Origin of the sequence: Arcicella gelida (assembly GCF_034931025.1) — a bacterium.
Classification (GTDB): domain Bacteria; phylum Bacteroidota; class Bacteroidia; order Cytophagales; family Spirosomataceae; genus Arcicella; species Arcicella gelida.
On record NZ_JAYGIL010000055.1, the window covers coordinates 1 to 14,380 of the forward strand.

The following is a 14,380-nucleotide window of genomic DNA, read 5'->3' on the forward strand; positions in this document are numbered from 1 at the left end:
ACTTATCCATAAAAATGACAATTATTGTTGCTAAGTTATTTAAAGTTTTTTGTTGGGGCTTTGATTTTTTAAAAAATCAAAGCCCCAACAAAACTTACACAACTAAGGGGAGGGTGCCACTTAAAATGAATTTTGATTTAAAACATCAAATGAAATAAATTAACATTGAAGACTAAAAACTGTACTTTTGTTGCTAGAAATCCTAAACACTTAACTTACCTAAAAACAATCCAACGATACTATGTCGAATATTAGAATTTTAAAGCCTCGTAAAAGAATTGCCTTAATTGCACACGATAACAAAAAAGCTGAATTAATTGATTGGGTCTATTACAACAGAGGCGTACTTTCAAGACATGAATTATTTGCTACAGGCACAACAGGCAGATTAGTTGAAGAATCTATCGACCGTCCAGTAACAAAACTCTTTAGTGGTCCGCTTGGTGGAGACCAACAAATTGGGGCTTTGGTAGCCGAAGGTGCTGTTGACATGATTATTTTCTTTTGGGACCCGATGGCATCACAACCGCATGACCCTGATATTAAAGCTTTGTTGCGTTTGGGTGTAGTTTGGAATATCCCAATGGCTTGTAATCGAGCAACGGCTGATTTTATGCTTACTTCACCATTAATGAATGATGAATACGAATCTCGCTTGACAGATTATTCTGTTTACTTAGCAAGAAAAGTGTAGATTTGAATTTGAAGATTTGAATTTGACAAGAAATAAACAAGTAAGTCTTATTCATCAATCCCATTTTCAAATCTTCAAATTACCAAATTTTCAAATCAGTACAAGCCATACATCTTTTTAATTTTCTCAAAAAGTACTTCGTTAATTTTGCGGTAGCTTTCAACCGTCCAACCAGCAATGTGTGGCGTTAATATTACATTTTTCATCTGAAACAATTGCTCATAAACTTCTTCTTGTTCAGGCTTTAATTGTTTCATCTTTTCATTTTCTAATACATCCAAACAAGCACCTCTTAATTTACCTGATTGTAAATTTTTCAAAATATCCGCAACAGAAGCCACTTCTCCACGAGAAGTATTTAGTAGAAAAATATTCTTTTTAAATTTCGATAAATACGCATCGTTCACCAGCATTTTTGATGACTCATTTAAAGGAATATGCAGAGAAAGTACATCTGTTTTTTCAAAGATTTCTTCCATCGTTACTTCTTTTACTAAGTGGGACGAGTAATCTGTTTTGAAACAATCATAAGCCAATACTTCTACACCAAAGCCCGCTAGTCGCTCGGAAAGGGCTTTTCCCATATTGCCATAACCGATAATTCCGACCGTCATACCTTTTAATTCTATTCCACGATTGGCTTCACGCAACCAAATTTTCTGACGTACTTCTGCATCAGCCCAATTGATTTTATTGAAAAGTGACAGCAACATCCCTAAAGTATGCTCCGCAACAGCATCAGAATTTCCTTCATTAGCCGCAAATAATTGAATATTTAATTGCTCTACCGCTTCAATATCAATCAAATCTAAGCCTGCTCCAGCCCTTCCAATAAATGCTAATTTTTGTTGATGTGCTAAAAACTCTTTATCAATTTTAGTTTTACTTCTAATCAATAATCCTTCGTAATCTTTTATGATATTCAATAATTCAGGACGTTGAATATTCGGTTGGTAATCTGGAGAAAAACCTATTTCACTCAGCATCGTCAGGATGCTTGGGTGCATATCATCAGCAATTAAAACTTTCTTCATCATATTTGTTGTTCGTACCGATTAATTAATTCAGCTTCGGTATGAATAAGTACTAAAAAAACCTGCCACTGAGGTGACAGGTTCATTTTCTGTTGACAAATTTAACAGATTAAATATTTTTCAGAAAAATTAGCGACTAAAACTTTAATTTTTTCAAGTTGTTCAAGCCAATTTCGATACCTTCCATTGGAGTACGTTTGTAGTTTTCTAATTCAACCACAAAGTATTTTGTACCTGCAATTTTAGCTGCATTAAAAATCTCTTGGAAATTAATATCGCCTTCTCCTACTTCTACTGTTACATTTTTAACTGGATCGTGGTCTTTTACGTGAAAATGCGTAAATCTTCCTGGATGGTTTTTGAACCACTCGATAGGTTGTTCTTTACCCACAACTACCCAATATAAATCCATTTCAAATGTTACTAAATTCCTATCAGTATTATTCAAAAGAGTTGTATAAAGTTGTTCGCCATTATACTTTTTGAATTCAAAATCATGGTTATGGTAGCCGAATTTCACACCAGAAGCCTTGCAATATTCACCTGCTTTGTTGAAAGTTTCTGCCATTTGCTTACCAATCAAACGGTCTGGGTCAGACATGTATGGAGCAATCACATATTTTTGACCAACCTTGATAGCATCTTCTACCAATTTCTTAAAATCATCAGAAAGCTGTCCGTTAACATAGTCTTTTGAAGTAACCATAGCATGAGCAGATGGCATTTTCAAACCGTTATCAGCCAATGTTTTTGCATAATCAGCAGGCGTTAAACCAAAGAATTTTCCGTTTGAATAACCAAAACCTTCTACTTCTTTGTAACCCATTTTAGCAATTTTGGCTAAAGTATCTTTGGCATCTACTTTGATGGCATCACGCACAGAATATAACTGTACACCAATATGACGAGCCTCTTTTTTAGCAGCCCATAAATCATTCGCAAGAAGCGTTGCACCAGCAGTAGCAATTAAGCTATTTTTCAAAAAGTCACGACGTGATTGTTGTTCGATCGACATTGTTAATTAAGGTTGAATTTAGATTAAATAATATTTTAGGAAATATTTTACCACTACAAATTAAGGCTTTTTTGAATTTTCCTTATACTGGACTAACTATTTCTTTTCTGTTTCTTACTACATCAATAGCTGTAAAAATAGCTTCAAGCATGGATGTTTCTTTGGCTACATTTTTTCCAGCAATATCATAAGCCGTTCCGTGGTCTGGCGAAGTACGCACTACCGAAAGTCCTGCAGTAAAATTCACACCATTTTCAAAAGAAATGTATTTAAAAGGAATCAATCCTTGGTCGTGATACATTGCTAAAACAGCGTCATAATGTTTAAATTGAGCATTTCCGAAAAATCCATCCGCAGGAAATGGTCCAAAAACAAGATTCCCTTTCTTTCTGAATTGTTCCAAAACTGGTGAGATTACTTCTTTTTCTTCATTGCCTAATAAGCCATCTTCGCCAGCGTGCGGATTCAAGCCTAATACCGCAATTTTTGGTTTTTGGATACCAAAATCTTCTACCAAAGAAGTAAACATCAAATTCAGTTTCTGTGTGATTTTTTCCTGAGTAATCGCTCCACGAACTCTTCCCAAAGGAATATGTCCCGTTACTACGCCAACTCTCAACACATCAGAAACCAAGAACATCAAAGATTCTTTGGAATCAAACGCTTCAGTAAAGTATTCAGTATGTCCAGGGAATTTAAATTCTTCTGATTGAATATTATTTTTATTGATTGGAGCCGTCACGATGGCATGAATATGCCCAGCTTTTAAATCTTCCGTAGCTTTTTGCAAACAAGCCAACGCTGCTGCACCCGCTTCTGGCGTTACTTTCCCAGGTGTTACTTCGGTTTGTTTATCATCCCAACAAGTAATAACATTCGTAAATTTTGGATTGATTTGGTCGATACTCTGAATTCCGTGTAGCGTCCAATCTTTTAATTCAAGGGCTTTTCTGTAATAAGTAAATACTCTTTGTGAACCATAAATTACAGGCGTACAAAGTTTTAAAATACGGTTACTTGTCAATGCCTTTAAAATTACTTCAGGCCCTACACCATTATAATCACCTAAAGTTATTCCTATGATTGGTTTTTGTTGTTCCATTGTTTTTGTAATCAGTGAATGGTTGTTTTATTAAAAAGGATAAAGCTTTCACCATTCTGTAAATTTGAGTTGCAAGTTATCTTAAAAGTAGGGGAAATAAAAATTCCGTTGTTTGACTAAGGTTTCTTTGTGTTTTTATCTATCATGAAAGAAAAAACACAAAATGAATTATTTTTCAAGGTCATATTTTAAGCAGAATTTACAAAAATAGCATCTAACCAAAACTAAATTGTATCTTTCTAATATCTGCCAAATTTTCTTGTGCAGAAGTAACCAAATACCCAATTTATTTTTGATTTTTGTATGATTTAATATGTTTTTGTTTTGTAGATTATAATTTCTTAATAGTTAGCCTTAGTAAGAGATTTTTCAAAACACAAGCCCCTTTCAAATAAAGCATTTACCAATAATCGACAACCAACTTCTGAAATATGGCTCAGCCTTACGTCCAAAAAATCAACAGTCTCTTGGTAGCCAATCGTGGTGAGATAGCTATCCGAATCATGCGTGCTGCCTCTGAATTAGGTATTCGCACAGTTGCCGTTTATACGTTTGAAGACCGTTATTCTCTTCACCGATACAAAGCCGATGAAGCATACCAAATCGGAAAAGATGATGAGCCTTTAAAGCCTTATTTGGATATTGAAGGAATTATTAAACTCTGTAAAGAGAAAAAAATTGATGCGATTCATCCAGGTTATGGTTTTCTTTCAGAGAACGTAACGTTGGCACGTCGTTGCCGTGAAGAAGGAATCAAATTTATTGGTCCTTCGCCTGAAGCAATGGATGCACTTGGTGATAAAGTAGCTGCTAAAGTAGCTGCCAGAATTGCACAAGTACCAATGATTGAAGATTCTAAAGAAGATTTAACCAATTTTGATATTGCCCTTTCGGAAGCACGTAAAATCGGATTCCCTGTAATGGTAAAAGCTGCTGCTGGTGGTGGCGGACGAGGAATGCGTGTAGTTCGTGAAGAAGAAGCTTTAGAAAAAGCATTTAGCGAAGCGAAAAACGAAGCGAAAAATGCGTTTGGCGATGATACTATTTTTATTGAAAAATTTATCGACCAACCAAAACATATTGAAGTACAATTATTAGGTGACCAACACGGGAACTTAGTTCACCTTTACGAACGTGATTGTTCGGTACAAAGACGTTTCCAGAAGGTAGTTGAAGTAGCCCCTTCTTTTGGTTTAAAAGAAGAAACTCGTCAGAAATTATATCAATATGCTTTATCAATCGGTAAAGCAGTAAATTATTATAATGCTGGTACGGTAGAATTTTTGGTGGATAAAGACGAAAATATTTTCTTCATCGAAGTAAACCCACGTATTCAAGTAGAGCATACCATTACAGAAGAAGTAACAGGAATTGACATCGTTAGAACACAAATTCTAATTGCTCAAAACTATAAGCTTTCTGACAGCAATATCTTTATTTTAAAACAAGAAGATATTCCATTGAATGGTTATGCAATTCAATGTCGTATCACAACTGAAGACCCTGCCAATGGTTTCAAGCCAGATTTCGGAACGATTATCGCTTACCGAAATGCAGCAGGTTTTGGTATTCGTTTAGATGAAGGTTCATCATATCCGGGTGTTAAAATTTCTCCATACTTTGATTCAATGTTGGTGAAAGTGTCTGCTCGTGGTAGAACCTTGAAAGGTGCTTCTGAACGTCTTTCACGTGCTTTAACAGAATTCCGTATTCGTGGTGTAAAAACGAATATTCCTTTCCTTAAAAATGTAATTACACACCCAGTTTTCCAAAAAGGGAAATGTGTGGTACAATTCATTGATTCTCATCCTGAATTATTCGATTTTAAAACTTCAAGAGACCGCTCAACGAAAGTACTTCGTTATTTGGGAGATGTGGTAGTAAATGGTAATCCAGATGTAAAAGTTAAAAACGAACGTACTTTCCGTACTCCAGTTGTACCAGCTTTTGACCCTTTTGCCGCATATCCAGCAGGAAACAAACAATTGTTAGATTCGATGGGTGCTGATAAATTCAGTCAGTACATCAAAGAACAAAAACAAATTTTATATACTGATACTACTTTCAGAGACGGTCACCAATCTTTATTAGCGACTCGTGTGCGTACTAAAGATATGGTAGCAGTTGCAGAAAGCTATGCTAAGAACTTCCCTCAATTATTTTCAATGGAAGTTTGGGGCGGTGCTACTTTCGATGTAGCGATGCGTTTCTTGAACGAATCTCCTTGGAAACGTTTAGAAGAATTCCGTGAAGCAATGCCAAATATGCTTTTGCAAATGCTTTTCCGTGGTTCAAATGCGGTTGGTTATTCAGCATATCCAGATAATTTAATTGAGAAATTCGTAGAAAAATCTGCCGAAACAGGTATTGATGTCTTCCGTATTTTCGACTCACTAAACTGGGTTGAAGCGATGAAAGTTTCTATCAAAGCTGTTCGTGAGCGTACAAACGCTATCGCAGAAGCTTCTATTTGTTATACTGGTGATGTCTTTACGAATGAAAAATATTCGTTACAATATTACTTAGATATGGCTCGTCAGTTAGAAGACGAAGGAGCACACATCTTGGCGATTAAAGACATGGCTGGTTTACTTAGACCTTACCAAGCACAATTGTTAGTAACAGAATTGAAGAAAACACTTTCAATTCCTGTACACTTACATACACACGATACTGCTTCAATCCAAGCAGCTACTTATTTGAAAGCCATTGAAGCAGGTGTTGATATTGTTGACTGTTCTCTAGGTTCAATGTCTGGTTTAACGGCTCAACCAAACTTCAATTCGGTAGTGGCAATGATGCAAGGCAACGAGCGTGAATGCCCAATCAACTTGCCATTATTGAACCAATACTCTACTTATTGGGAAGATATTCGTCAATTGTATTATCCGTTTGAATCTGAATTAAAAGCAGGAACTGCCGAAGTTTATGATAATGAAATTCCAGGTGGACAATATACTAACTTACGTGGACAAGCCATTGCTTTGGGTGTAGGCGATAAGTTTGAATTGATGAAGAGCAATTACGTTGAAGCTAACAAATTATTTGGCGACATCGTAAAAGTAACGCCTTCTTCAAAAGTAGTTGGAGACATGGCTATCTTTATGACTGCCAACTCTTTAACTGCCGAAGACGTATATGCAAAAGGAGCAACACTTTCTTTCCCTGAGTCTGTAAAAGATTTCTTCAAGGGTGGTTTAGGTCAACCTCATGGTGGTTTCCCGAAACAATTACAAGAAATTATCTTGAAAGGCGAAACACCACTAACTACTCGTCCAAATGATACAATTCCTCCAATTGATTTCGGACAGGATTTTGAAGATTTCAAAGCGAAATTCCCAGAAAATGAGCAAGGAGAATTGGATTATCTTTCATACAAAATGTATCCGAAAGTATATGAAGATTACTACAAAGCTCAACAAATTTATGGTGAAGTATCGTTGATTCCGACGCCAGCATTCTTGTATGGTTTAAAACCAGACGAAGAAATCTTGATTACTATTGATGAAGGGAAAACAATTATTGTAAAATACTTGTACAAATCTGAGCCTGATGAATCTGGGTTACGTACTGTAATGTTTGAATTGAACGGACAAGCTCGTAGAATTAAAGTATTAGATAAAAATATCAAAGTAGAACGTGCTCAACATGCTAAAGCTTCGGCTAAAGGTGATATTGGTGCACCTTTACAAGGTCGTTTGAGTAGAATCTTGGTAAAACCGGGCGACGAAGTGAAGAAAAATGCACCTTTGTATGTGATTGAAGCCATGAAAATGGAATCAATCGTTTCTTCTCCATTCGAAGGTATCGTTTCAAGAGTTGTTCTGAATGAAGGAACTGTTGTTGAACAAGAAGATTTAGTATTAGCCGTTGAAGAAGCCACTTTACCGGAACCAGACAAAGAAGAATACTTATTTGTTTATGGAACATTGAGAAAAGACTTCGGAAACGAATTACATAAATTAATTACTCGTAATTCTGAATTTATCGGATTGGCTGATTATCAAGGCAAAATGTACAATATCGGTGAATACCCGGGCATTGTAGCCTCTGATGATACTAATAGCAAAGTAATTGGTGAATTGTATAAACTTTCAAATTCATTAAGATTAATCAGAATTTTAGATGAATATGAAGAGTTTTATCCAGAAAATATCGCTGAAAGTGTTTTTGTGAGAAATGCTATTTCTGTAAGTATTGACGGAACAATTTATGAAGCATACTCATATTTGTACAATCGTCCTACAGACGGTTTACCAGAAATAACAAGCGGTGATTTTTTAGCCTAAATAATCATTGACTTGAAAATTCATGAAGAGCCTTGGAGAAATCTGAGGCTCTTCTGGTTTTATTCCATTCAAAAAAGAGCATATCTTAAAGCTCAAAGTAAATCACTTGGCTATCTTTGTAAGAATTTATTTCATCAAAAACTATCAACAATATGACCATTGAATTAAGAAGCGATACTTTTACCAAACCTACTCCTGCGATGTTAGAGGCAATGTTTTCGGCGGAAGTCGGAGATGATGTTTTTGAAGATGACCCAACCGTTATCGCTCTCGAACAAAAAACAGCCAAGATGTTTGGCTACGAAGCAGGATTATTCTGTACTTCTGGCACAATGACTAATCAAATCGCTATCAACGTCCACGTAAAACAAGGCGATGAAGTAATTTGTGATGCTCTTTCACATATTTATTTGTACGAAGGCGGAGGTATTTCAGCCAATTCTATGGCTTCTGTTAATTTATTGCAAGGCGATAGAGGAAGATTAACAGCTTCACAAATCAAAGAAGTAATTCAGCCTGACAATATACATCATCCTATTTCAGCTTTGGTTTCTTTGGAAAATACCGTTAACAAAGGCGGTGGTGCTTATTATCAATTAGCTGATATTCAGGACATCAAAAAGCTTTGTATCGAAAACAGCATTCCTTTACACTTGGACGGAGCAAGAATTTTCAATGCTTTGGTAGAAACACAGGAAAGTCCTTTGGAGTACGGAAAAGTATTTGATTCCATTTCGGTGTGTTTATCAAAAGGTTTAGGAACGCCCATTGGTTCTGTTTTATTAGGTACAAAAGATTTTATCAAAAAAGCCAGAAGAGTAAGAAAACGTTTGGGTGGCGGTTGGCGACAGGCAGGTTATTTAGCAGCCGCAGGTATTTATGCACTTGATAATAATATTGAGAGACTCAAAGAAGACCACGCTCGTGCTAGAATTATAGGTGAAACAATGGCAAAACTACCAGAAGTAGAAGAAATTTTACCAGTAGATACTAACATCGTCATCTTTAGATTGAATGATAAAATACTTTCATCTGATTATGTTCAGCAATTGAATGAAAAAGGAATTAGAGCCGCTACTTTTGGCAAACACTTGGTAAGATTTGTAACGCATTTAGATTTTAAAGATGAACATTTAGAGGAATTTCAGAAAAGAGTTTTGAAATGATATTAGGCACAGTAACTAAAAATTACTGTGCCTTTTTTAATCTCATCTGTATTGTGTAAATTTATCATAACGCTAAACAAATTTATTGATGCAAAGTAATGCCCAAACTCCCGACCAATATCTTGATGAATTGCCCGAAGACAGAAAAATCGCTATCAGCAATTTACGAAAAGTAATTCTGGAAAACTTACCTGAAGGTTTTCAAGAAACAATGAGCTATGGTATGATTGGCTATGTAGTGCCACATTCACTTTACCCAAGTGGGTATCATTGTACTCCGAATCTTCCTCTACCCTTTTTGAGTATTGCTTCTCAGAAAAATTTTATTGCAGTTTATCACATGCTTGTTTATTCTGAACCAACTATTAACGAATGGTTTGTAAACGAATTTCCCAAACATTCAAAAGCTAAATTGGATATGGGTAAAAGCTGTATCAGATTCAAGAAATTAGACCAAATTCCATTTGAATTAATTGGAGAATTAGCTTCTAAAGTAACTGTTGATGAATGGATTAAGATTTATGAAGCACAATTGAAGCGGTAAACGAGTTATCTTACTTCATACCAATCACAGCTAAATCATTCATCTTTTTGAATTATCTTTCAGAAAAATTCAAAAATGAAAAGACTTTTATCCTTACTCTGCTTTATAAATTCCTTTATTTCTTTTGCCCAAACTGACTCTAGTTTGAAAATAACAGAACTTCAACCTGTTATTATTAGCTCTTCTCGTTTTGTTGGAAAGGATATTCAAACGCCTTTGGCTGTTACGGTTATCGACCAAGCACGTTTACAAACTGGACAATCCAAACTTTCTATGTTTGATGCTTTGGGTGCTGTGCCGGGTGTTTTTGCGATGAACTCTGAAAACTTTGCCCAAGATTTACGCATTTCTATTCGTGGTTTTGGAGCAAGAGCTTCTTTCGGTATTCGTGGTTTGAAGGTTGTAATGGATGGCATTCCTGAATCTATTCCTGACGGAACAGCCAAAGTTGGCAATTTAGACATGGGTTTAATGGAACGCATGGAAGTAATCAAAGGTCCAACTGCTGGTTTATATGGCAATGCTTCAGGTGGCGTAATTAGTCTTTTTTCAGAAACACCCAAAGCTTTTTTTGCAGAAGCACAGGCTACTTTTGGCTCATTTGGTTTTCAAAGATTACAATTTAAAACGGGACAAGAAATTGGGAAAGTCACTTATTTTTTAAATGCTTCTCGTTTGACAAGTACTGGTTATCGTAATCACAGTGCATTGGAACGTAATTTTCTCAATGGAAAAGTGATTTATAAGTTTTCGGATAAAAGTAATTTGAGTGTTCTGATGAGTTATGTGGATAGCCCAAAAGCAGAAGACCCTGGTGGACTGACTCAGGCAGATATTGACAAAGACAGACGGCAAGCCCGACAAGCAAATTTAGATTATAATGCTTACGAGACTTTCAAACAAGCAAAAGTTGCCTTGATTTATGACCAAAAAATTGGTAAAAAACATCAAATCAACACTCGTGCTTTTTACTTAAATCGTGATTTTAATAGTCAACAAGCCATTTTGGCAAATGGACAGATTTCTTTTAAAAGAGATTTTTCTGGTGGAGGTTTTAATTATCAATTCACTGAAAAGAAATATAGGTTAAAAGCGGGATTGGATATTGAAAATCAACAGGATAATCGTCAACGTTATGATAATAAATTAGGAGAAAGAGGAGATTTAAAATCTGATCAAATCGAGTCTTTCAGAAATATTGGTGCATTTATCTTGCAAGAATATACTTTTAATCAAAAATTTAGACTTTCACTAAATACTCGTTTTGATGATATTCAATTAAAGATTTCGGATAAATTCCTAAATGATGGCGATCAATCTTCAACTCAATCTTTTCAACGTTTTAGTCCGATGTTAGGATTTTCGTTTTCTCCAAAACTAAATCAATCTATTTACACCAATATCTCTAGCAGTTTTGAAACGCCTTCTTTGAACGAATTATCAAATAATCCATTAAAAACAGGCGGTTTTAATCCTAATCTAAATCCACAGAAATCAAGAAATTTTGAATTAGGCTATAAAGGTATTCTTAGTAAAAAATTAAGATTAGACCTTGCCTTGTTTACCATTGAAGTACAAGATGAGATTGTTCCTTATCAAATAGCAGGACAAGGTGTAACAACTTATTTTAGAAATGCAGGTTTATCTAATCGTAAAGGTATTGAAACGGGAATTACCTATAAAGTTTTCAATGGTTTAACAGCTTACTTAAACTATACTTTTTCAGATTTCAAATACAAAGAATACCAAACAACCGCAGGTAAATTTGATGGGAATACTTTGCCGGGTATTCCGAAACATAATATTTATTCTGAGTTTAGATACTTTGATAAATCTGGTTTCTTTGGTATTGTTCAGTTAAGAAGTATCAGCAAGATTTATGCGGATGATGCCAATACTGTAACCAACAATGGATATTTTACAGCAAATGTAAGAGTTGGTTATCGTAAACAAATTGGAGCTTTGACTCTTGAACCTTTTATCGGTATTAATAACCTGACGAATACCGTTTACAATGCCAACGTTCAAATCAATGCAACAGCTAATCGTTATTTTGAACCTGCTTCTGGAAGCTTTTTGTTTGGAGGAATTAGTGTGAGAGCGTTTTAGATATGGGATTTCGGTCTTCGGATTAATCAAACCTATAAGGATTTATATAATCAACTAATAATAAGAACGTTAACCTCAAATCCTTATAGGTTTATATTCTCAAAAAAGCACTTCACTTTTTGTATTGTCATAAAGGAAGTAATACTCAAAATTTAAAATACAATGATATTTAGATAAAGAAATTTTAACCCAACAAATCGTCCAATAAACTTGTATAAGTTACCAAATTTTGGTAACTTCAATAAAAACTAAAATTTATGGGACGCAACACATCTGTATCATTAGGTAATTACTTTGAAGATTTTGTTGAAAACAAAATTACAGAAGGTCGCTTTAAAAATGCCAGTGAAGTAATCCGTGCTGGACTTCGACTACTTGAGGAAGAAGAAAATAAAACTCAAATTTTAAAAAATGCAATTCAAGAAGGAATTGATAGTGGAATTGCAAAAAACTTTGACGCAAAAAAGCATTTAGAAACGTTAAAAGCCAATAAAAGAAAAAATGGCTAAATACATTCTAACTAACAAAGCTGTTGAAGACATTTCCAAAATTTGGGATTACACTTACGAAGTTTGGTCAGAAAACCAAGCTGACAAATACTACGAACTATTAATTGAAGCTTGTAAGCAAATCGCAGACCAACCAACAATTGGGAAAAATTATAAAAAGATTTCTAACGAAATTTATGGTTTTAGTGTTGGAAAGCATATAGTTTTCTATCGAAGCCTAGTCGCTAAAGATGTTGAAATTCTAAGAATTCTGCATGAACGTATGGACTTGAAAAACCAAATAGATGAATGAATAAAAACTTAATCAAAAATATATAAGTGATTTTCCTGAATTAGAAAAACAGTAAACTCATTAAGCTTTATTCCCAATTCTAAATACTTATCTATGAAAAATTATGAAAAAATTAAAAATACATTGGTAAGTGCAGAAGAGGAAAAAGCCTTCAAGTTATTAAAGAGTATTGAAATGGATATAGCAGTGTATTCATCTTCTTTAATTGATTCATTTGTAGTACTAAAACCTTGTCAGGTAAAGAATGATATTGCTCTTTTACTTGCTGATATGAGTAAGGAAGATTTTGTACCAATTGTTATCAATGATGTTAAAAAATATCTCAATGGTGAAGACATTGGCTCATTAATATATGCTCTACTTGATAAAAATATAGGAAATTATATTGTTGATATAATTGACATTTTATGTAATCTTAATCCTAAAAAGGACAATTTTGAAGCCTTTGAAATGATTCATTTAATCTTGAAGGAGTACGAAGGAAAAGTTTCAAAAAAAGATATAGATACATCTGTTCTCCTAATTAACAATACTTTAAAATCAGTAGATAAAAATGAACAGCGATATAATTATATAAGTTGGTGTTTAAATTGGCTACTACAAAAAAAAGCCATTCTTGAGTTTATCGATAAAATGGAACAAAAACCTGAAATTTCACTCTGTGATTCACACTGATTCTTTCCCTGTATTTCTCTAAGAGAATCTGCGATTATTATCTCTGAAAATCTACAGGTAAAAATATTTTTGCCAAATTCTTCAAAAATTATATTATCTTCGCCATCCCAAAGAATGAAACTATTCATTTCATTTGATGTTCTTTTAATCATTTGGGGGCGACCGGTATTGACAGCTTGTGCAGGTCGGTGGTAAGCACGTCGGGAGTTGGTCTAATCTCCTGTTAAAAATTAGTCCGAAAAACAATCGGCAATACTCAGTATGCCATGGCAGCTTAATCCTTAAGGGATTTCGTTTTGGATAGTTATCAACGGAGTTGGAGCTATTCGCCACACCCCACTCGGCTAAACTCTGCCGCTGGGATACGGGGTGTCGAAACGCAGAGTCGAATGTTGTGATTTCTCTAAGCAAACATTTAGTACAAAGAGGATAAGGATAGTTTAAGGTCCGGCTTGAACCCTGCCTATCTCGAAAAAATAATCAAGACTAAACGTGAAGAAAGCTATCGAGTTCCTTGTCTGGACGAGAGTTCGAATCTCTCCGTCTCCACTCCTTAAACCGCTTATACAATGTGTATGAGCGGTTTTTGTTTTATATCCCTTTCCCTATCCTTTCTAAAATATTCTATTTATTTTACTCATCACTTTTCTTGCCTTCTTGAGAGTTTTTCTTGTTTACTAAGCACTTTTTCTTATCTGCTTTATAATTTTTCTGACAAGAAAAAGTTCTTCGCTTATCTACTTTATATTTTTTCTGATAAGAAAAAGTTCTTCGATTATCTACTTTATATTTTTTCTGACAAGAAAAAAAGCATTGTTATATTACAATGAAGTACTCTACCCGAAGATTTTGTTTCTGAAAACAAAAAGGCTGAACTTTGAGCTACCACGCATCAAACCAGCCTTTAAGGATGAAACAAATCATCAAAGACGAAATTATAAAATTGTTGGG

Annotated in this window: 11 protein-coding genes and 1 other RNA gene; 9 read left to right on the forward strand and 3 right to left on the reverse strand. The window is 34.7% G+C overall.

Annotation, left to right across the window (positions count from 1 at the left end; translation table 11 throughout):
• Positions 1-241 precede the first annotated feature (241 nt).
• A complete protein-coding gene (locus tag VB776_RS23990) occupies positions 242-694 on the forward strand; it encodes a methylglyoxal synthase (RefSeq protein ID WP_323699383.1) in 453 nt (150 codons plus the stop codon).
• A gap of 95 nt (positions 695-789) precedes the next feature.
• Here VB776_RS23990 and VB776_RS23995 read toward each other — a convergent pair whose 3' ends face one another.
• From VB776_RS23995 to pdxA, 3 genes are all read right to left on the reverse strand, one after another.
• Positions 790-1,731 (reverse strand): NAD(P)-dependent oxidoreductase, encoded by a 942-nt coding sequence (locus VB776_RS23995; RefSeq protein ID WP_323699384.1) that lies wholly within the window; start codon positions 1,729-1,731, stop codon positions 790-792.
• A gap of 133 nt (positions 1,732-1,864) precedes the next feature.
• A complete protein-coding gene (locus tag VB776_RS24000) occupies positions 1,865-2,743 on the reverse strand; it encodes a sugar phosphate isomerase/epimerase family protein (RefSeq protein WP_323699385.1) in 879 nt (292 codons plus the stop codon).
• 82 nt (positions 2,744-2,825) lie between these two features.
• Positions 2,826-3,845, reverse strand: a complete 1,020-nt coding sequence (gene pdxA / locus VB776_RS24005) for a 4-hydroxythreonine-4-phosphate dehydrogenase PdxA (RefSeq protein ID WP_323699386.1) — start codon at positions 3,843-3,845, stop codon at positions 2,826-2,828.
• 431 nt (positions 3,846-4,276) lie between these two features.
• Here pdxA and VB776_RS24010 point away from each other — a divergent pair, with 431 nt between their 5' ends.
• The 8 genes from VB776_RS24010 (at position 4,277) to ssrA (ending at position 13,981) form a co-directional block, all read left to right on the forward strand.
• On the forward strand, positions 4,277-8,134 hold the full coding sequence (locus tag VB776_RS24010; protein WP_323699387.1) for a pyruvate carboxylase: 3,858 nt from the start codon (positions 4,277-4,279) through the stop codon (positions 8,132-8,134).
• A gap of 152 nt (positions 8,135-8,286) precedes the next feature.
• Positions 8,287-9,300 carry a threonine aldolase family protein gene (locus tag VB776_RS24015; RefSeq protein WP_323699388.1) on the forward strand — a complete coding sequence of 338 codons (1,014 nt, stop codon included), beginning with the start codon at positions 8,287-8,289 and terminating at the stop codon, positions 9,298-9,300.
• A gap of 88 nt (positions 9,301-9,388) precedes the next feature.
• Complete coding sequence (locus tag VB776_RS24020) at positions 9,389-9,844, forward strand: DUF1801 domain-containing protein (protein ID WP_323699389.1); 456 nt, start codon at positions 9,389-9,391, stop codon at positions 9,842-9,844.
• Between the two features lie 75 nt (positions 9,845-9,919).
• Positions 9,920-11,953, forward strand: coding sequence for a TonB-dependent receptor family protein (locus VB776_RS24025; RefSeq protein ID WP_323699390.1), 2,034 nt, complete (start codon positions 9,920-9,922; stop codon positions 11,951-11,953).
• A 257-nt stretch (positions 11,954-12,210) separates the two neighbouring features.
• On the forward strand, positions 12,211-12,462 hold the full coding sequence (locus VB776_RS24030; protein WP_323699391.1) for a type II toxin-antitoxin system ParD family antitoxin: 252 nt from the start codon (positions 12,211-12,213) through the stop codon (positions 12,460-12,462).
• Positions 12,455-12,754 (forward strand): type II toxin-antitoxin system RelE/ParE family toxin, encoded by a 300-nt coding sequence (locus VB776_RS24035; protein ID WP_323699392.1) that lies wholly within the window; start codon positions 12,455-12,457, stop codon positions 12,752-12,754. Before VB776_RS24030 ends, VB776_RS24035 begins: the two co-directional genes overlap by 8 nt.
• Before the next feature lie 93 nt (positions 12,755-12,847).
• Positions 12,848-13,429, forward strand: coding sequence for a hypothetical protein (locus tag VB776_RS24040; RefSeq protein ID WP_323699393.1), 582 nt, complete (start codon positions 12,848-12,850; stop codon positions 13,427-13,429).
• Between the two features lie 154 nt (positions 13,430-13,583).
• Positions 13,584-13,981, forward strand: a transfer-messenger RNA (tmRNA) gene (gene ssrA, locus VB776_RS24045).
• Positions 13,982-14,380 lie beyond the last annotated feature (399 nt).

What these genes read in the sequence shown, in the direction of transcription:
- VB776_RS24040 (WP_323699393.1), top strand. Translation starts at nt 12,848, where the DNA reads ATGAAAAATTATGAAAAAATTAAAAATACATTGGTAAGTGCAGAAGAG.
- VB776_RS24010 (WP_323699387.1), top strand. Translation starts at nt 4,277, where the DNA reads ATGGCTCAGCCTTACGTCCAAAAAATCAACAGTCTCTTGGTAGCCAAT.
- VB776_RS24030 (WP_323699391.1), top strand. Translation starts at nt 12,211, where the DNA reads ATGGGACGCAACACATCTGTATCATTAGGTAATTACTTTGAAGATTTT.
- VB776_RS24025 (WP_323699390.1), top strand. Translation starts at nt 9,920, where the DNA reads ATGAAAAGACTTTTATCCTTACTCTGCTTTATAAATTCCTTTATTTCT.
- VB776_RS24000 (WP_323699385.1), bottom strand. Translation starts at nt 2,743, where the DNA reads ATGTCGATCGAACAACAATCACGTCGTGACTTTTTGAAAAATAGCTTA.
- VB776_RS23990 (WP_323699383.1), top strand. Translation starts at nt 242, where the DNA reads ATGTCGAATATTAGAATTTTAAAGCCTCGTAAAAGAATTGCCTTAATT.
- VB776_RS24035 (WP_323699392.1), top strand. Translation starts at nt 12,455, where the DNA reads ATGGCTAAATACATTCTAACTAACAAAGCTGTTGAAGACATTTCCAAA.
- VB776_RS23995 (WP_323699384.1), bottom strand. Translation starts at nt 1,731, where the DNA reads ATGATGAAGAAAGTTTTAATTGCTGATGATATGCACCCAAGCATCCTG.
- pdxA (WP_323699386.1), bottom strand. Translation starts at nt 3,845, where the DNA reads ATGGAACAACAAAAACCAATCATAGGAATAACTTTAGGTGATTATAAT.
- VB776_RS24015 (WP_323699388.1), top strand. Translation starts at nt 8,287, where the DNA reads ATGACCATTGAATTAAGAAGCGATACTTTTACCAAACCTACTCCTGCG.
- VB776_RS24020 (WP_323699389.1), top strand. Translation starts at nt 9,389, where the DNA reads ATGCAAAGTAATGCCCAAACTCCCGACCAATATCTTGATGAATTGCCC.